This is a genomic window from Microbacterium sp. che218 (assembly GCF_040436305.1).
Lineage (GTDB): Bacteria > Actinomycetota > Actinomycetes > Actinomycetales > Microbacteriaceae > Microbacterium > Microbacterium algihabitans.
This window is the reverse complement of the sequence record NZ_AP031501.1, coordinates 769,652-787,524: the sequence shown is the minus strand read 5'-3', so window position 1 is coordinate 787,524 and position 17,873 is coordinate 769,652. Positions and strand designations below refer to the sequence as shown.

The 17,873-nt window shown below is 71.5% G+C and carries 14 protein-coding genes; 3 read left to right on the top strand and 11 right to left on the bottom strand.

The window, feature by feature from the left end; translation table 11 throughout:
• Nucleotides 1-43 precede the first annotated feature (43 nt).
• Together secG and ABXS86_RS03730 are read left to right on the top strand one after the other, a co-directional pair.
• Entirely contained in the window at nucleotides 44-292 is a 249-nt protein-coding gene (gene secG / locus ABXS86_RS03735; protein ID WP_056232190.1) for a preprotein translocase subunit SecG, read from the top strand.
• 1 nt (nucleotide 293) lies between these two features.
• The gene (locus ABXS86_RS03730) at nucleotides 294-647 is read left to right on the top strand and encodes an RNA polymerase-binding protein RbpA (RefSeq protein ID WP_251507484.1); all 354 of its coding nucleotides are present in this window, start codon (nucleotides 294-296) and stop codon (nucleotides 645-647) included.
• Between the two features lie 101 nt (nucleotides 648-748).
• On the opposite strand, the gene ABXS86_RS03725 is transcribed toward ABXS86_RS03730, so the two are convergent.
• The 5 genes from ABXS86_RS03725 to ABXS86_RS03705 form a co-directional block, all read right to left on the bottom strand.
• Nucleotides 749-1,498 (bottom strand): hypothetical protein, encoded by a 750-nt coding sequence (locus ABXS86_RS03725; protein ID WP_353665661.1) that lies wholly within the window; start codon nucleotides 1,496-1,498, stop codon nucleotides 749-751.
• A gap of 77 nt (nucleotides 1,499-1,575) precedes the next feature.
• Nucleotides 1,576-3,042, bottom strand: coding sequence for a polysaccharide deacetylase family protein (locus ABXS86_RS03720; protein WP_353665660.1), 1,467 nt, complete (start codon nucleotides 3,040-3,042; stop codon nucleotides 1,576-1,578).
• Nucleotides 3,043-3,086: 44 nt separating this feature from the next.
• Nucleotides 3,087-4,895 (bottom strand): glutamine--fructose-6-phosphate transaminase (isomerizing), encoded by a 1,809-nt coding sequence (glmS, locus tag ABXS86_RS03715; protein WP_353665659.1) that lies wholly within the window; start codon nucleotides 4,893-4,895, stop codon nucleotides 3,087-3,089.
• Nucleotides 4,895-5,917 (bottom strand): NAD-dependent epimerase/dehydratase family protein, encoded by a 1,023-nt coding sequence (locus ABXS86_RS03710; RefSeq protein ID WP_144833196.1) that lies wholly within the window; start codon nucleotides 5,915-5,917, stop codon nucleotides 4,895-4,897. Before ABXS86_RS03710 ends, glmS begins: the two co-directional genes overlap by 1 nt.
• Before the next feature lie 38 nt (nucleotides 5,918-5,955).
• Nucleotides 5,956-7,305 (bottom strand): nucleotide sugar dehydrogenase, encoded by a 1,350-nt coding sequence (locus ABXS86_RS03705; RefSeq protein WP_353665658.1) that lies wholly within the window; start codon nucleotides 7,303-7,305, stop codon nucleotides 5,956-5,958.
• Nucleotides 7,306-7,692: 387 nt separating this feature from the next.
• Here ABXS86_RS03705 and ABXS86_RS03700 point away from each other — a divergent pair, with 387 nt between their 5' ends.
• Nucleotides 7,693-9,015 carry a glycosyltransferase family 2 protein gene (locus ABXS86_RS03700; protein WP_353665657.1) on the top strand — a complete coding sequence of 441 codons (1,323 nt, stop codon included), beginning with the start codon at nucleotides 7,693-7,695 and terminating at the stop codon, nucleotides 9,013-9,015.
• A gap of 141 nt (nucleotides 9,016-9,156) precedes the next feature.
• Here the strand turns inward: ABXS86_RS03700 and ABXS86_RS03695 are convergent, their stop codons facing one another.
• The 6 genes from ABXS86_RS03695 to tal all read right to left on the bottom strand — a co-directional run bounded on the left by ABXS86_RS03695 (nucleotide 9,157) and on the right by tal (nucleotide 17,864).
• Nucleotides 9,157-11,676, bottom strand: a complete 2,520-nt coding sequence (locus ABXS86_RS03695; RefSeq protein ID WP_353665656.1) for a helix-turn-helix transcriptional regulator — start codon at nucleotides 11,674-11,676, stop codon at nucleotides 9,157-9,159.
• A 159-nt stretch (nucleotides 11,677-11,835) separates the two neighbouring features.
• Nucleotides 11,836-12,627 carry a 6-phosphogluconolactonase gene (pgl, locus tag ABXS86_RS03690; protein ID WP_251507468.1) on the bottom strand — a complete coding sequence of 264 codons (792 nt, stop codon included), beginning with the start codon at nucleotides 12,625-12,627 and terminating at the stop codon, nucleotides 11,836-11,838.
• The gene (locus ABXS86_RS03685) at nucleotides 12,624-13,571 is read right to left on the bottom strand and encodes a glucose-6-phosphate dehydrogenase assembly protein OpcA (protein WP_353665655.1); all 948 of its coding nucleotides are present in this window, start codon (nucleotides 13,569-13,571) and stop codon (nucleotides 12,624-12,626) included. The genes pgl and ABXS86_RS03685 overlap by 4 nt, the downstream gene beginning before the upstream one ends.
• Entirely contained in the window at nucleotides 13,568-15,118 is a 1,551-nt protein-coding gene (gene zwf / locus ABXS86_RS03680) for a glucose-6-phosphate dehydrogenase (protein WP_144833208.1), read from the bottom strand. Before zwf ends, ABXS86_RS03685 begins: the two co-directional genes overlap by 4 nt.
• A 2-nt stretch (nucleotides 15,119-15,120) precedes the next feature.
• Complete coding sequence (locus ABXS86_RS03675) at nucleotides 15,121-16,746, bottom strand: glucose-6-phosphate isomerase (RefSeq protein WP_353665654.1); 1,626 nt, start codon at nucleotides 16,744-16,746, stop codon at nucleotides 15,121-15,123.
• Nucleotides 16,743-17,864, bottom strand: coding sequence for a transaldolase (gene tal, locus ABXS86_RS03670; RefSeq protein ID WP_307210771.1), 1,122 nt, complete (start codon nucleotides 17,862-17,864; stop codon nucleotides 16,743-16,745). Before tal ends, ABXS86_RS03675 begins: the two co-directional genes overlap by 4 nt.
• Nucleotides 17,865-17,873: the final 9 nt, after the last annotated feature.

Sequence of the window (17,873 nt, the reverse complement as noted above, 5' to 3'; positions counted from 1 at the left end):
ACGCTTGTGCGGTCGACTGGCCGCTCGCGAAAGGCTTTCGACAGTGCAGATTCTCGAGTTCGTCCTGCAGGTGCTTTTGGGCATCACCAGCCTCCTGCTGACCCTGCTCATCCTGCTTCACAAGGGTCGCGGTGGCGGTCTGTCCGACATGTTCGGCGGCGGCATGAGCTCCGCCCTCGGTTCGTCGGGCCTGGCTGAACGCAACCTCAACCGATTCACGATCGTGCTGGCGCTGGTGTGGTTCGTCACCATCGTCGGTCTCGGTCTCCTCACCAAGTTCGCGGAGATCTGACATGGCCAGTGGCGGCAATGCCATCCGTGGTTCGCGCGTCGGCGCGGGCCCCATGGGCGAGCAGGATCACGGCTTCCACGCGGATCGCGTGGCCGTGTCGTACTGGGACGCCCTCGGCAACGAGACGGTGCGCTACTTCGCCGCCGGCATCCCCGACGACGAGATCCCCGAGACGATCGACTCCCCGCACTCCGGCCTTCCCGCCGGACGCGACAAGGCCAACCCGCCGGCGCTCGCCAAGGCGGAGCCCTACAAGACGCACCTCGCGTACGTGAAGGAGCGCCGCTCCGACGAAGAGGCGGCCTCGCTCCTCGACGACGCGCTGCAGCAGCTGCGCGACCGCCGCGGACAGTGACCCGACGCGCCTGATCTCACAGAAGGGCCGGATGCCATGGCATCCGGCCCTTCTGTGTTCTCGGCGTCCGGCGAGCGTACGCCCTCGTGCACGGCATCCGCTCAGCGGACGGGGGAATCCGTGACGATCCTGGTCCACGGCCCGTCGGGCACGTCGGCGTCGTCGACGAAGGCCCAGTCGACCGTGTCGCCGTCGCCGTCGAGCTCGGTGAAGCCGAGGCAGCCGTTCAGAGCGGGGGACACGTCGAGGCCCGCGCCGTTGTAGCGGGCGTTCGCGGGGCGCCGGTCGTCGGCGCCGAAGACGTAGGCGGCGTCTCGGTATTCGCCGGGACCGGCGTCTTCGATCTGGCCGTAGCAGGTGCGCCCGCCCTTGCGCAGGACCACCCAACGGTTCTTCATCAGGCTCTGCGTCGGGTCGTCGGCGATCGCCGCGTACGGGGCGCTGTCCGCCCACGGGACCACCTCTCCGCGGGTCGCGAAGCCCTCGTCGTCGTTGACGTCGTCGAAGGGCAGGTCGAGGTAGAAGGGGTTCTCGCGCGGTGTCATGCGCGTGGGGAAGTAGTCGTCGGCCGCGGTGCGGGCCTCGGTGCGGCACGTGTCGCCGTCGACGACGCCGTCGCATCCGCCGTACGACCCCAGCCAGTCGGAGTCGTAGGTCGAGATGCGCTGGCTGCCGTCGGAGGCGTTCGGGTCGAAGACCTCGCCCACCCAGAACGTCGTCGAGACGATGTCGGTGTGCCAGGGGTATCCGGTCTGCGGACGGTCGGGCTGCGCGGGGGCGCACGCCGTCACGCCGACGACGGCGACGACAGCGAGAGTGATCGCCGTGGCGGGTCGGTGCCGGCGCGGCATCCGGGATCGTGGTCCCACCCCGCCGACGGCGGCGACCACCGCGAGGGTGATCGCCGCCGTTCGGCGAGGGAGTCGCGTCATCCGCTGACGTCGCTCTCGGTCGGGTGCACGGTCTCGACCGGACCCTGAGGGGTGCCCGGAGCGGTCACCGCGAGCGGGGCGGTCTTCGTCAGGGCGGTCACCGGCGGGGCGCTCGCGCTGTCGTACAGACCGAGGTCGTCGGTGCGCAGCGTTCCGTTGCCGAAGATGTTCAGGGCGAAGCTGATGCCGTTGTACCCGGCGGGGATCGCCGCGGTCGTCCAGTCGGCCTCGGTCCACGCCGTCGCCGAGGCGAACCAGGGGCTCGAGGTCCAGTACGACCACGTGCCCGTCGTCGAGCGCAGATAGACCGCGAACTGCGTCGGTCCGCTGGCTTGGTACCACTCGCGCAGCGCGTAGGTGCGCCCCGGTGTCACCGTCGGCGAACACTGGCCGAGATCGAACTGCGGCAGGAGTTTGGCGTCGCCGTCGACGTAGTTGCTCATCGTGATCCCGCTGGCGATGGTGCCCGTGTGCGCGGGGGAGCCGGTGCTGAAGGCGGCGGTGTTGTCGCCGTAGCCCCCGCGCATCCAGCAGTCGGGGGCGCCGGTCTCCATGCTCGGGTTGACGATGCCGTTGGTCGATCCGGTCGCCGCCGGCACCGACGGACCGTTCACGACGGGCTTCGTGGTACCTCCGACGACACTGCCGATCGTCTTGACGACGGTGCCCGCCGCCTGCCGGGTCTTGAGCCACGACAGGAACTGCCCGAACACCGACGTGGAGACCGCCAGATCGTCGCACGCGTTGTCGCAGACGTGATGGAAGGTGTACTGCACCCATCCGCCGCCGTTCTTCTCGGCGTTCGTCACGCCCTGCTGCAGGTCGGCGAGGGTCCACGTCGAGTCGACCTGGTCGAGGGCGGCGAGGGCGTACGGGTCGGCGGGCGGGATGCTCTCGGCGTACCCGCAGTCGGAGCAGCCGAAGCGGCTCTTGATGTCGCCCAGCAAGCGGCCGCTGTTGTAGCCGCACGCCGCGACGGCCTTCTCGACGTCGGCGTTCGCGTCGGCGAAGGGATAGGCGAAGCTGCGGACGGTGAAGCCCCACGAGGTGAGGTTCTTGCGATCCTGGCAGATCTGCCGCGTGGCCTCGTCGAGACTGACCGCCGTCAGATCGGCGTGGTTGACGGTGTGCCCGCCGATCTCCATGCCGAGGTTCTTGAGGTTCGTCAGATCGCTACGGGTCATGTAGGTCGACGCGCCGATGTAGCCGGAGGGGATGTAGAAGGTCGCCTTCATGCCGTTGGCCTGCAGCGCGGGCAGCGCATTCAGCTGATCGGCGTTGCCGTCGTCGAACGTGAGGCTGACGACGGTGCGGGTGGCCGCCTCTGCGGGGGCGGGAGCCAGCGCGACAGAGCCCGCCACCGCCACCCCGAGGGTCGCGAGCACCGCGAGGGCGCGCACCCACGGTCGGTGTGGAGACGTGGGTGGGCGCCGCCGGGCGATGCGGAGGTCTCGTCGGGTCATGGGGGACTGCCTTTCGTGCGGGGCGAGGTGGGGGGGAGGGAGGCTCAGGACACCGTCACCGACTTGGCCAGGTTGCGGGGCTTGTCGACGTCGCGGTGCAGGCGCAGGGCGAGTTCTCGGGCGAACATCTGCAGGGGCACGACGGTCTCGAGCGGCCCCCACGACGGGCCGGTGCGGGGGAGGTGGAGGGGGAGTCCGCCCACCCGGAGGATGCGTTCACCGAGACGGATGACGCGGCCCCCGCGCGCCGTCACCTCGGCGATGTCGACCTCGAGGCGCGGGTCGCCGTCGTCGACCACGAACACCGGGGTGCCGGCATCCACCAACGCCAACGGCCCGTGCTTGAGCTCGCCCGCCGGCTGGTGCTCGGCCCAGCGGTACGACAGCTCCTTGAGCTTGAGCGCGCCCTCCGCGGCGTAGACGAGTCCCACGCCACGGCCGAGGAAGAGGAAGCCCGACGCCCGGGCGAACTCGGCCGCGAGGGTCGCGGCCGGGCCCCGCCACGTGTCGCGCGCCGTCGACAGCGACTCGGGGGTCGCGGTGAGGGCACGGACGTCGGCGTCGAGCAGGGTGGCATCCGCCCGATGCGAGACGGTCAGCCCCGACAGCGCGACGCAGACCCCCGTGAGCACCTGCGCGACGAAGGTCTTGGTCGCCGCGACCCCGATCTCGGGACCGGCGAGGCAGTCGATCACGGCGTCGGCGCGCCGGGCCAGTGACGACGACGGGTTGTTGGTCAGGGCCAGCACCGTCCCGTGCTCGGCAGGAAGCCCCTGCAGGGCCCGCAGCACGTCGGCGGTCTCTCCGGACTGGCTGATGGCGATCACCAGCGTGCGGGGCTCCCACACCTCGTGCGCGGCCTCGCTGGCGACGAGGGCGCGCGTGGGCAGACCGCCGACGCGCGCGAAGACACCCGCGATGGCGCGCCCCGCGTGCAGCGAGGTGCCGCAGCCGATGATGGTGACGCGGTCGATCTCATCGAGGGGCGGCAGGCCGAGCCCGCGCCACAGCAGTCCGTCGGTGATCGCAGGGGCGAGAGCGTCGACCACCCGCTGGGCGACCAGCGGCTGCTCGTCGATCTCGTTGCCCATGTGGTCGCGGTGACGCCCCTTGCTCGACAACAGAGCGGTCTTCGGCACGGGCCAGAGGCCCCGCGGACGACAGCTGCCGCCCGCGCGATGCCACCGCATGCCCTCGGCCGACACCTCGACGACGTCGTCGTCTTCGAGCACGCGGAAGGCCGACACGACCGGCGTGATCGCGCCGACGTCGCTCGCGAAGTACGCGCCCTCGTCGCCCTCGGCGAACACGAGCGGAGAGCCGTGCGCGGTCGCGGCCAGAGCGCCCGTGCGGGTGTCGAGGGCGACGACGGCCCACGTTCCCTCGAGGCGCGTGACGGCGTCGGCCAGCGCGTCGCCGAGGCCGACACCCGGGCGGTGGGCCTGCTCGACGAGGTGCACGATGACCTCGCTGTCGACCTCGCTGGCGAAGCGATGCCCCGCCGCGATCAGGTGCGCCCGCAGCACGTCGGCGTTCTCGACGATGCCGTTGTGCACGATGAACAGCTGCCCGCCGCAGTCCTCGATCGGATGGGCGTTCGATTCGGTCACCCCACCGTGCGTGGCCCAGCGGGTGTGGCCGATCGCCGCGGTCGTGGCATCCGCCGCCCTCTCGCCCACGGGCCCCGCGAGCGCCGCGACGCCGTCGAGGGTGCGCAGGTGCACGCGGGACCCGTCGGGGTGACGTGCGGCGACGCCCGCCGAGTCGTACCCGCGGTACTCGAGCCGCTCGAGGGCGGCGCGCGCCCGCGACGCGGCGGCGGACGGGCCGCAGTACGCGGTGATCCCGCACATCAGACCACGCCCCGGAACGTCCCCGCGCCGGCCAGGGGCATGGCATCCGACCCCAGCCTCTCGCGGGCGAGCAGATCGGCGGCGACGCGCATGATCGTCGAGGTCAGGGAGGTGTGCGGCTCGTAGCCCACCAGGTCGTGGGCCTTGGTGTTGTCGGGCACCCGCCGGCGCATGTCTTCGAACCCGGCGGCGTAGGCCTGCTCGTACGGCACCAGCGCGATCTCGCTGCGGCTGTCGAGGGTCTCGATGATCTCGCGCGCCAGATCGAGGATCGAGATCTCGCGCGCCCCGCCGAGGTTGTAGGCCTGCCCGCGCGCCCGCGGGTCGCGCTCGATCTGGACCATCGCAGGGACGACGTCTTCGACGGCCGAGAAGCACCGCGTCTGCAGGCCGTCGCCGAACACCGTCAGCGGGTGCCCGCGCAGCGCCTGGCCCACGAGGTTGGGCAGCACCATGCCGTAGCGCCCGGTCTGGCGCGGTCCGACGGTGTTGAACAGGCGCACGATCGCGACGTCGAGACCCTCCTGGTCGCAGTAGGCCTTCGCGAACGCTTCGTCGATGCCCTTGGCTCCGGCGTAGGTCCAGCGCGAGAGCAGCGGGTCGCCGAGGATGCGGTCGGAGTCCTCGCGCAGCCGGTCGGCGGTGTTCTTGCCGTACACCTCGCTGGTGGACACCAGGAGGACCGAGGCCTGATGCTCGATCGCGGCGGTCAGCACGTTCTCGGTGCCGTGGATGTTGATGCGCAGACCCCGCAACGGCTGCTCGACGATGAGTTTGACGCCCACCGCGGCGGCCAGGTGGAACACGCGATCGCAGCCGCGGATGGCGGTGTCGACGGTCTTGGCGTTGAGGATCGAGCCGTGGATCATCTCGAGCCGCGGGTCGTGGGCCACTCCCGCGAGGTTGCGGGCGGACCCGGTGGACAGGTCGTCGAGCACGACGACCTCGTCGCCGCGGTCGAGCAGGTGCTCGACGAGGTGACTGCCGACGAAGCCGGCGCCGCCGGTGACGAGTGTCTTCATGTGCGATCCTCCGGATGCGGGATAGACGGTGACGCCGTTCACAGGAGCACCCGCCCGGCGATGTCGGAGCTGCGGTAGGTGCCGTCGACGACGACCGCGTCGCCGTCGAGCCACGCCAGGTCGGCGTCGTGGTGGCGGGTGTGCACGAGCACGATGTCGGGGTGGAACGCCGCCGGGTCGGGCAGCGAGTCGCGCTCGCGACCGGAATCGAGGTGGATGTGCGGGGCGTGCGTGTCGACGTACTGCACCTCGGCGCCGACGTCGATGAGGTGGTCGATAATCTCGAGGGCGGGGGACTCGCGCAGGTCGGCGACGTCGGGCTTGTAGGTGACGCCGACGACGAGCACGCGGGCGCCGAGCGTGCCCTTGCCGGCGCGACCGAGCACGTCGCGGATGCGGTCGACCACCCGGCGCGGGCGTGCGGCGATGCGCGTCATCGCCTCGGTGATGACCCCCGCGTCGACGTGCAGCGCCTTGAGCTGCCAGAGCAGGTAGTGCGGATCGCACGGGATGCAGTGCCCGCCGACCCCTGGACCCGGGTAGAACGCCATGAAGCCGTAGGGCTTGGTGCTCGCGGCCTCGATCACCTCGGTGACGGGCACGTCGAGTGCTCCGCAGATGTCGGCGAACTCGTTGGCGAGGGCGATGTTGACGGCGCGGAAGGTGTTCTCGAGCAGCTTCGTCATCTCGGCGGTGGCCAGGCTCGACACCCGGTGCACCCGCGCCGCGTAGCGGGCGAGCAGGCGTGCTCCCTCCTCTTCGCACTGCGGGGTGGCGCCGCCCACGACGCGGGGGACGATCTCTTGCGCGAAGCCGATGTTGCCGGGGTCGATGCGCTCGGCGCTGAAGGTGACGAACACGTCGCGACCGATCTCGAAACCGCGCTCGCGCAGGGGCGCCTCGACGAGGTCGTGCGTGCAGCCGACGTAGGTGGTCGAGGTGAGCATGACGAGCTGACCGGGGCGGGCGGCCGCGACGACGGTGGCGCATGCCGCCCGCAGCGGGGCGAGATCGGGGACCTGCTGGTGGTCGACCGGAGTCGGTACGCACACGATGATCGCGGCGGCCCGCGAGAGCTCGGTGGTGTCGCTGGTGAGGCGGAACGCGGCGGGCGTCCGCAGCGCCGTGTCGAGGCGTTCGCGGTCGGTGTCGATGAGATCGGCGCCGCGCGCGGCGATGGTGCGCAGCCGACGGGGGGAGACGTCGAGCGCCAGGACCCGCGAGCCGCTCGCGTGGTAGGCCAGGGCGGTCGGGAGTCCGACGTAGCCGAGCCCGACGATCGCGACGTCGAAGTCGAACGCCGGCGTGGCGGGGGTGAGCGGGGTGGTGTCGTGAGCACGCTGCTGAGACGGGGCGAGTTCCTCAGCGCGGACATCGATCGTGGACATCTTCATCCTCCAACAGCGGGTCCGAGAGGGCGGCGGGGGAAATGCGGCGCCCCCTCGGACGAATCGGGTGGTGCGTCAGCTGGCGAGGTGGTATCGGAGCTGATCCGCGGTTCACAGTGCTGCGCCGGGCCCGGGCGGGTCAAGGAATCCGGGGCGATCATGCGGGGTCCCGCGGACCGCAACCGGATATGCGGGAACCCGCAACCGCGAGTGCGGGCCGACGCGGTCGCAGCGGGGCCCTGCTCGCGTACGGTCGGGCTCGACACGGCATCCGCTCGCCCGACTCGTCCGCCCGATCCGGATGCCGCCGCGACCCTGCGACCCGAAACCGCGACCCGACACCGCGACTCGAACCCTCGCCCCGAAGACCCGAAGAGGTGGGATGCCATGACCTCCACGCTCGTCGTGCTCGTCGCCGTCTGCACGGTGGGCGTGTCCACGCTCGTCTGGGGCCTGGCGGCGCTCTGCCGCCTCGTCTCGGAGCGTCGGCCCACCGCGACCCTGCTGACGCCGTCGATGTACTACCGCAGCGGCGATGTCGCCGTGCTCATCGCGGCGCACGACGAGGAGCTCGTCATCGCCGACGCCGTGCACGCCGCCCGTCGACTCGTGCCGGAGGGGAACGTGTTCGTCGTCTCGGACGGTTCGGGCGATGCCACCGTCGCCCGCGCGCGCGACGCGGGGGCCATGGCGTGGGACCTGCGGCCCAATCGCGGCAAGGCCGGGGCGATCCGCGCCGGACTCGAGCACTTCCGCATCGCCGAGCGCTTCGCGCTGCTGCTGCTGCTCGACGCCGACTCCCGCCCGCGCCCCGACTACCTGCGCACGGCCCTGCCGCAGTTCACCGACGACGGCGTCGCGGCCGTCGCGGGGCGTGCGACGACGTCGACGGAGGCTCCTGCCACGCGCATGGGGCGCTTCCTCACCTCGTACCGCGAGCGCACCTACGTGTGCACGCAGTATCTGCACAAGTTCGGCCAGGCGGCCCAAGGGGCGGATGCCGTGGCGATCGTGCCCGGCTTCGCCAGCCTGTACCGCACGGATGTGCTCGACCGGATCGACATCGACGCGCCCGGGTTGTCGATCGAAGACTTCAACATGACTTTCGAGGTGCACGCCAAGAAGCTCGGACGCATCGCCTTCCACCCCGAGTGCGCGATCGCCGAGACCCAGGACCCCGGGGTGCTGCGCGATTACTCGGCCCAGGTGCGGCGCTGGAGCCTCGGTTTCTGGCAGACGATGCGCCGTCACGGTCCCCACCGCGGGGTGTTCTGGGCGTCGGTCGGCCTCTTCGCCCTCGAGACGGTCGTGTCGAGCCTCGTGCTCGTGGCCATGCTGCCGGTGCTGATCGTCGCGGGCGCAGCGGCGCTGGTGGGCGCGCTCGGCAGCGGGGAGGTCGCCGCCACGGCCGCCGAGGTCGCCGCCGTGCTGCCGGTGGGCCCGCTGCTGCTGGGATTCCTGCTCGTCGACCTCACGATGAGCGCCTTCGTCTGCCTGGTGTCGGGAACGCGGCCGCGCGTGGTGATGCTGCTGTATCCGCTCATGCGGGTCTGGGATGCGGCCCTGTGCCTGCGTGCGCTCACCGCGGCGCTCGGGCGGCCCTCCGACGGTCGCTGGCGCAGTCCCGACCGGCGTCCCGCCGCGGCCCCGGCGGCGACGGCGCGTCTCGCGCTGCCCGCGGATGCGCGATCGGCCGTGCACGCGAGGTAATCCCGATCGTGCGGGAGCCCGCCGCCCCGGGCAGGTGCGCGATCGGCCGTGCACGTGCGGTGGCCGGGAGCGCGCAGGAGTTCGTGGTCAGCCCACCGCCTCGCGCGCGTGCGGTGACCTCGAGCGTGCAGGACCTCCCGCTCAGCCCACCGCCCCGCGCAGATGCGCGATCAGCTGCACGCGTGAGGTGATCCCGAGCTTGCGGTAGATCCCGGTCAGGCGCAGCTCGACGGTGCGCAGCGAGATGTACAGTGCGGCGGCGATCTCGCGATTGCGCAGGCCGCGCTCCACGAGAGCGACGATCTCCTGTTCGTTCGGTGACAGGGCACCCGCGTCGAGGGAACCCTCGGGCTGAGGGGTGAGCGCGCGGACCACGCCGGTGCGGTCGTCGGACAGGCAGCGCAGTCGGGCGAGGCGCAGGCTCTCGCGCTCGAAGGGGGCGTCGTCGGGGCGGAACAGGGCGGCGACCTCGGAGAACGCGTCGGCCCCGTCGTGCGCCGAGCGGCACACGGCGCGGGCGCGGGCGAGCGCGAGCTGCGTCCACCGTCGGGGAGAGGCGGCGGCGAGCCGCTCGAGGCGGTCCCGTTCGTGCAGGGCCTCGGCGCGGCGTCCGGCGAGCCACAAGGCTTCGACGAGGTCGGCGGCGATGCGCATGACGGCGGGGTCGGCGTCGGGGGCCGTCGCCTGCGCGGTGCGGAGCTGGTCGACGGCGTCCGCGGGTCGTCCCTCTCTGAGGGCGAGGAGTCCGTCGACGGCGCAGAACCACGGCAGCAGATCCGTCGCCCGCTCGCGACGCGCGCGCTCGCGTCCCTGGCGGACGAACTCGGCGGTAAGCGAGGGAGGAGTCTCCATCAGTGCCGCTGCGGCGAGAATCAACGTGCTCGCCGCGTCGGGCCGACGACCGGGCAGCCATTCGCGCTGCCAGGCCGCGACCGCCTCGCGCGCGGCGGTCGGGTCGCCGGCGCGCACCTCGGCGGTGACCAGTTGACGCAGGAGGTGCTCGCGCCACAGCGGAGCGAGCCGCGGCCGGCGATCGAGCTGGGCACGGATCGTCTGTCGCGCCGCTGCATAGTCCTCCCGCAGCAGCTGCACCCCGGCGGTCAGGATCGCTTCGTCGGCCGGGGGTTCGCCCGCCTCGATGAGGTGCACGGGGGACACCTCCGGACAGTGCCCGCCCATCTCCCGCGTCATGTGGGCCAGCAGCGCCGTGCGGGTGGAGGCGACGCCGATCTCGACGGAGGTCGAGAGGCGCTCGGCCGCCAGGTGCACCTCGCCGCGGTGCAGGTGCAGGGCCGCGCTCTCGCAGAGGAGTCTCTCGGATGCCGCGGCCTCGGCGCCGACGCCGGGTCCGACGTGCGTCAGGACGCTGTCGTCGACGACGTGGTCGACCACCGAGAGCGCGCGCAGCCGCGCCATCGCCCCGCGGGCGCGCGTGTCGGGGTCGGAGCTCGACCCGGCGCGGCGCAGGTAGTGCTGACCGAGCTCGTCGTGGCCACCGAACACGAGGGCCTCGCCGAGGTCGACGAGCCGCCTCGAGCGCAGGGCCTCGTCGATGTGACCGGCCAGTGCCCGCTCGGCGAATTCGACGGCCGCCATCGCCTCGCCCTCGCGGGCCAGCAGGACGGCTCCCGCGAGGAGGGGCTCGCGGTCGGCATGCGGCTCGAGGAAGCTTCCATGCCACCCACGGATGGCGGGGTACGCCCCCGCGTGGTCGCCGGCTGCGCGCGCGTGCAGGCGCCGCCGGTCGTCGGCTCCGAGGCCGGCGTGGCGGCGCAGGCGGCGCGCGGGGTCTGCGATGCGGGCGAGCTGGCCACGGACGACGACGAGTCCCTCTTCGACGAGGTCGTCGACGTCGGCGCCGCTCTCGCGCGCTGCGCGCCGCAGACGGTCGGTGCCGTACACCGGTCCGACCGCGAGCAGGTCGAGAAGCTCGCCCCACCGCGGATCCAGCGCCCGGACCTCGCGCCGCTGCCGGCGGCTGGGTGCCTGATCGCGCAGGCGCACGGGCACGCTCAGCGGTTCGTCGCCGCTCACTTCCGCGGCGCTCAGGCGCAGCCCCGCGAGCACGCCCGGATCTCCTGCCGACAGCTCGGCCACGATGCGCAGCACGGCGGGCGCCGAGGCGTCGCCGAGCGCGGCGTGGGCCAGATCCACCGACTCGTCGAACGACAGCCGGCGGATGCGCGTCTGCATCATCCCCGCGAAGTCGTGGCGTTCCTCCATCGCCCCACTCGTGGCCACCACGCTCACGCCCGTGCCGCGGAGGCGCCCGAACACGTACGACAGCACCGTGATGCTCGCGCTGTCCATGTCGTCGAGATCGTCGATCACCACGACGCACGGTCCGCCGCGCACGAGGTGCAGGGCGCGGCTGATCTCCTCGGCGATGAGGTGCTCGGGCCAATCGCGACCGCGCGCCAGCACACCGTCGACAGCAGCCCCCCGTCCGTCGTCGAGGGCCGCGGCCACCGCGGTGAGGCCCGACAGCGGCCACATGCGCTCGTTGGGGCTGACGGTGACCATGACGGCCCCGTGCCGAGCGGCGAGCTCTCGAGCCAGAGCCGTCTTGCCCGACCCGCTCTCGCCGATGAACAGGCCGGCGGATCCCGTGCCCGACCCGATCAGGTCCGACGCGACCCGTACTTCTCGCTCACGTCCCACAAATGGCATCCGAACGCTCCCTCGCGCGAATCGGGATGCCCCCCACCCGAAGCGTACGGGCACGGGCCGCCGACGACAAGAGAGGTCAGCCGTGAGTACACCCAGCAAAAAGCGGAGACCGGATGCCGTGGCATCCGGTCTCCGCAGAAGGGTCGAGGCTCAGTACTCGCGGTCGATGAGCTGCGGGGGCACCTGATCGGCGGCGACCTCGTCGACGAAGAACGCCGTGCGACGGCGGCCCTTTGCGCCGGCGGCCGGGACGCTCTGGTAGCTCGCGCCCGCGAGGGCGAGGCCGAGGGCGGCGGCCTTGTCGGCTCCCGCCACGACCATCCACACGCGCTTCGACGAGTTGATGACCGGCCGCGTCAGCGAGACGCGGTCGCTCGGCGGCTTGGGGGAGTTGCGCACCGGCACGGTCGCCCGGTCGGTGACCGAGATCTCGGGCCGGTCGGGGAACAGCGACGCGATGTGCGCATCGGGACCCACGCCCAGGAAGCAGATGTCGAACGACGGCCAGGGGCCGGTTTCGCTGCGGTCCGAGGGGGCGAACTGCGCGAGCTCGTCGGCGTAGGCGATCGCGGCGGCGTCGAGGTCGAGCCCGTCATCGCTCGAGGCGACGACGTGGATGTTCTCGGCCGGGATGTCGAGGTGGTCGAGGAACGCCTCGCGTGCCTGCTTCTCGTTGCGGTCGTCGGAGTCGCGCGGCACGAACCGCTCGTCACCGAACCAGAAGTGCACGAGCGACCAGTCGATCTCGCCGACCCGCGCGTCCTTCGCCGCGGTGCGCAGCACGGCACCGCCCATCGTGCCGCCGGTGAGGCAGACGTGCATGCGCTTGCCCTCGGCGACGCGCTTGACGATGCGGTTCACGAATCGCGTCGCCACATAGGACGCCAAGGTGTCGGCATCCGCCTTGATGATGACCTGCTTGACAGCGCCGTTCTCGGTCACGATGCACTCCGCTCGCTCGCGGCGAGGAGCAGGTCGTGACCCTCGGTGATGACCCGCCCGTACAGCAGGTCGGGGTCGAGGCGGCGCAGTTCTTCGGCGAGGCACTCGCGCAGCGTGCGCCGCGGGAAAGCCAGGTCGTGCGTGGGCTGACCGGGCTGCGTGAGCACCGCGACGCCGGACTCGGGCCGCTCGAGGAGCGTGTCGCCGCTCGGGCGGGTGAGGCGCACCGACTTGATGCCGCTGGCCCACTCGTCGGCGGGCAGGTAGGCGTAGTCGATGGGGGCGTCGAGCTTCATGCCGAGCCAGGCCGCCAGCAGAGCGGTCGACGGGGAGTCCGCCGCGCCGCGCACCTCGATCGCGGTGACGGGCTCGAACGGCGGCTGGTCGAGGACGGCGGCCAGCTGTTCGCGCCAGCGCGTCACGCGAGTCCACGAGAAGTCGGTGTCGCCGGGCGCGTAGTGCTCGCCGAGCTGCGCGACCCACGCCGCCGGATCGGCCTGCGACGAGGCATCCGTGATGCGACGCTGCGCGATGCGACCGATCGCGGAGGTCGACGGGGTCTCGGGAGCGTCGGCGGGCCACCACGCCACCACGGGGGCGTCGGGAAGCAGAAGACCGGTCACGAGGCTTTCGGCGTTCGATCCCGCGGGGCCGTGTGCGCGCAGCACCACGACCTCGCTCGCGCCGGCGTCGCCGCCCACGCGGATCTGCGCGTCGAGACGCGGCTCCTCGTCGCTGTCGCCGAGGGAGACCGCGATCACCCGCATGGGGTGCTCGCGCGAGGCATCATTCGCGGCGGCGATGACCTCTTCTTCGGCGCCGTGGTGCGTCACGATGATGAGCGTCAGCACGCGACCGAGGGCGACGGCGCCGCCCTCTTCGCGCACGCTGACGAGACTCTTCGAGATCGCGCTGACGGTGGTGTCGGGCAGATCGATGATCACGGGCGCCTCCAGGTGCGGCCGTCACGGGCGAGGAGTTCGTCGGCGGATGCCGGCCCCCACGACCCGGGCGAATACTGTTCGAGCGGACCGCCCTGAGCGGCCCAGAACTCCTCGATGGGATCGAGGATCTTCCAGCTGAGCTCGACCTCCTCGTGACGCGGGAACAGCGGCGGGTCGCCGAGCAGCACGTCGAGGATGAGGCGCTCGTAGGCCTCGGGGCTCGCCTCGGTGAAGGCGTGCCCGTAGCCGAAGTCCATGGTGACGTCGCGCACCTGCGTTCCGTCGCCGGGGACCTTCGAACCGAAGCGGATCGTGACGCCCTCGTCGGGCTGCACGCGGATGACCAGGGCGTTCTGGCCGAGCTCCTGCGTCTGGCTGTGTGAGAACAGCTGCTGGGGAGCGCGCTTGAACACCACGGCGACCTCGGTCACGCGGCGTCCGAGCCGCTTTCCGCTGCGCACGTAGAACGGCACGCCCGACCAGCGGCGCGTGTTGATCTCGAGCTTGATGGCCGCGTACGTCTCGGTGACCGAGTCGGGGTTCATCCCGTCGTCCTCGAGGAAGCCGAGCACCTTCTCGCCGCCCTGCCATCCGCCGGCGTACTGCCCGCGGGCGGTCGCCTCGGCGAGGTTCTCGGGCAGGCGCACCGCGGCGAGGACCTTCTCCTTCTCGGCGCGCAGGTCGGCGGCGTTGAAGCTGATCGGCTCCTCCATCGCGGTCAGCGCGAGCAGCTGCAGGAGGTGGTTCTGGATGACGTCGCGCGCCGCGCCGATGCCGTCGTAGTACCCGGCGCGACCGCCCACGCCGATGTCCTCGGCCATGGTGATCTGCACGTGGTCGACGTAGTTGCGGTTCCAGATCGGCTCGTACAGCTCGTTGGCGAAGCGCAGCGCGAGGATGTTCTGCACCGTCTCCTTGCCGAGGTAGTGGTCGATGCGGAAGATCGAGTCGGCGGGGAACGCGCTCTCGACGACCTCGTTCAGCTCGCGGGCGGATGCCAGGTCGTGACCGAACGGCTTCTCGATGACGACGCGTCGCCAGCCGTTGACGCCGTCGGCCTTGTCGCCCACGAGTCCCGACGCCTTCAGCTGCGTGGTGACGAGGGGGAACGCCTTCGGCGGGATCGAGAGGTAGTAGGCGTGGTTGCCCATGGTGCCGCGTTCGACGTCGAGCTTGTCGACGGTCTCGCGCAGGCGCGCGAACGCCTCGGGGTCGTCGAACTCGCCTTGCACGAAGCGGATGCCCTCGAGCAGCTCCTTCCACGTCTCCTCGCGGAACTCCGTGCGCGCGTGCTGCTTGACCGATTCGTACACGACCTTCGCGAAGTCCTGGTCCTCCCAGTCGCGGCGGGCGAAGCCCACGAGCGCGAAGCCGGGAGGGAGCAGGCCGCGATTGGCGAGGTCGTAGACCGCCGGCATGAGCTTCTTGCGCGAGAGGTCGCCGGTGACGCCGAAGATCACGAGGGCGCTGGGCCCGGCGATCCGGTTCAGTCGGCGATCCTCGGGATCGCGGAGGGGATTGTGACCCGGTGTGATCTCTACGACCATGCTTACTGTGCCGCCTCGAAGAGTGAGAGCACGTCGACCTGCGGGTCGGTCAGCGTCAGCGTGACGACCGGACGGCCGTGGCCCTCCGCCAACACGCTCGCGTCGCCCGCGGCCTGTGCCTGGATGAGTTGTCCGAACGTGAACGGTCGCCCCGGGATCTCGAGGTCGACGTCGGTGCGTTCGATGATCTGGAGGAACACGCCGTTCGCGGGTCCTCCCTTGTGGTACTGCCCGGTGGAGTGCAGGAAGCGCGGTCCCCACCCGAAGGTCGTCGGTCGACCGGAGTCGGCGGCGACGAGTTCGCGCAACCCCGCGAGCTGCGCGAGGTCGAGTCGGTTCACGTACGCCTGCACGCTGACGTAGCCGTCCGCGGGCACCGTGCGCCACAGCGCGTCGAGCACGCCCGCGATGGTGCCGCCGGCGGACAGGGCCGGGTCGGACACGCGCACCTCGACGCCGTCGACGACGAACGCCGGGGCGGTGGGGGCGGGCTGCGCGTCGAGCAGACCGCGCGTGGCCTCCTTCGCCGATTCGACGTCGGGCTGATCGAAGGGGTCGATGCCGAGCAGACGACCGGCGATCGCGGTGGCGTACTCCCACACGACGAACTGCGCACCGAGCGAGCCGCTCACGAGCACCTCGCCGGTGTGGCGGTCGAACAGGTGGAAGGCATCCGCGTCGTCGACGAAGCGCACGACCTGCAGGTCGTCGGGCGTCGACTCGAGCTCGGGCGAGACCGGGAGCAGGACGACGGGCAGGATGCCGGTGCCCTGCTTGCCGGTGGACTCGGCGATCAGCTGCTCGATCCAGTCGGGCAGGCCGATCAGGTGGCTGCCGTCAGTGACGAGGCCGAGCTTGTCGCGGCGCAGCTCCCCGCCGCCCGCGATGGCCGCGGCCAGAACGAGCGCCGGGTTCTCGGGGGAGTCGATCGCGACCTCGAGCAGCGTGGCGTCCGCCTCGTCGAGCAGATCGTCGATGTCGACGCCGGCGAGGCCGGCCGGGACGAGGCCGAAGGCGGTGAGCGCCGAGTAGCGACCGCCGACCGTGGGGTCGGCAGTGAAGACGCGGTAGCCGTCGGCGCGAGCCGACTGCTCGAGCGGCGAACCGGGGTCGGTGACCACGACGATGCGCTGCACCGGGTCGATGCCGAGGTCGCGGAAGGCTGCCTCGAACGCACGCTTGGCGGAGTCGGTCTCGATGGTCGAGCCCGACTTGCTCGACACGACGAGCACGGTCTTCTCGAGGCCGCCGGACTCGGCGTCGCCGTCGATCGCGGCGAGCACCTGGCCCGGAGCGGTCGAGTCGAGGATGACGAGCGGCACACCGGCCGACTGCGCGATGACCTCGGGGGCGAGCGAGGATCCGCCCATGCCCGCCAGTACGACGCGGGTCACGCCCTGCGCGACGAGCTCGTCGCGCAGGGCCGTGATCTCGGGCACGAGGGGGCGCGAGACGGTGACCGCCCGCACCCACCCCAACCGACGCGACGCCTCGTCTTCGGCGGCCGTTCCCCACAGCGTGGGGTCGGACGCCGTGATTCCCGACGCGATGAGCGAGCCGGTGAGTCCCGGCAGCTCGGCGTCGACGACCGACTTGACGTGGCCGGTGACCTTGACGGCGAAGCTCACTTCGCGGCCTGGGCGCTTCCGGCCTGCAGAGCGGTCTTCACGGTGTCCTGCAGCTCGTGCCACGAGGCGATGAACTTCTCGACGCCCTCGTCTTCGAGCACCTGCGTCGCGTCGGCGACGTCGACGCCGGCCGCGGCCAGGCGGTCGAACACGTCGTGCGCGTCGGCGTAGGCACCGGTCACGGTGTCACCCTCGATCACACCGTGGTCGAAGGTGGCCTCGAGGGTCTTCTCCGGCATCGTGTTCACGGTGCCGGGGGCGACGAGCTCGGTGACGTAGAGCGTGTCGGGCAGCGCCGGGTCTTTGACGCCGGTCGAGGCCCAGAGCGGACGCTGCACCGTGGCGCCGGCATCCAGCAGCTTCTTGGCGCGGTCCTCCGAGAACTTCTTCTCGTACAGCTCGTAGGCCAGGCGCGCATTGGCGATGCCGGCCTTGCCCTTGAGCGCGGCGGCCTCGTCGGTGCCGATGGCGGCCAGACGCTTGTCGATCTCGGTGTCGACGCGCGAGACGAAGAACGACGCCACCGACTGCAGGGTCGAGATGTCGTGGCCGGCGGCCTGCGCCTTCTCGACACCGGCGAGGTAGGCGTCGATGACCTCTTCGTAGCGCTCGAGGCTGAAGATGAGCGTGACGTTGACGGAGATGCCGGCGCCGATGACCTCGGTGATCGCGGGCAGGCCCGCCTTGGTCGCGGGGATCTTGATCAGCACGTTCTTGCGGTCGACGCGGGCCGAGAGGTCCTTCGCCTGCGCGACGGTGCCCTCGGTGTCGTGGGCGAGGTCGGGGGAGACCTCGATCGACACGCGGCCGTCGATGCCGTTGGTGGCGTCGAAGACCGGGGTGAAGATGTCGCACGCGTCGCGCACGTCGTCGGTGGTGATCGAGAAGATCGCCTCGTCGACGGTGGCGTCGGCGGCCGCGAGCTCCTTGACCTGACCCTCGTAGGCCTCGCCCTTCGAGAGGGCGCCGGCGAAGATGGTCGGGTTCGTGGTGACACCCGAGACGTTGCGCGACTCGATGAGCTCGGCGAGGTTGCCGGACTGGATGCGCTGACGCGACAGGTCGTCGAGCCAGATGCTGACGCCCTGGGCGGCGAGGTCGGCGGTGGGAGTGCTCATGATTCTGGT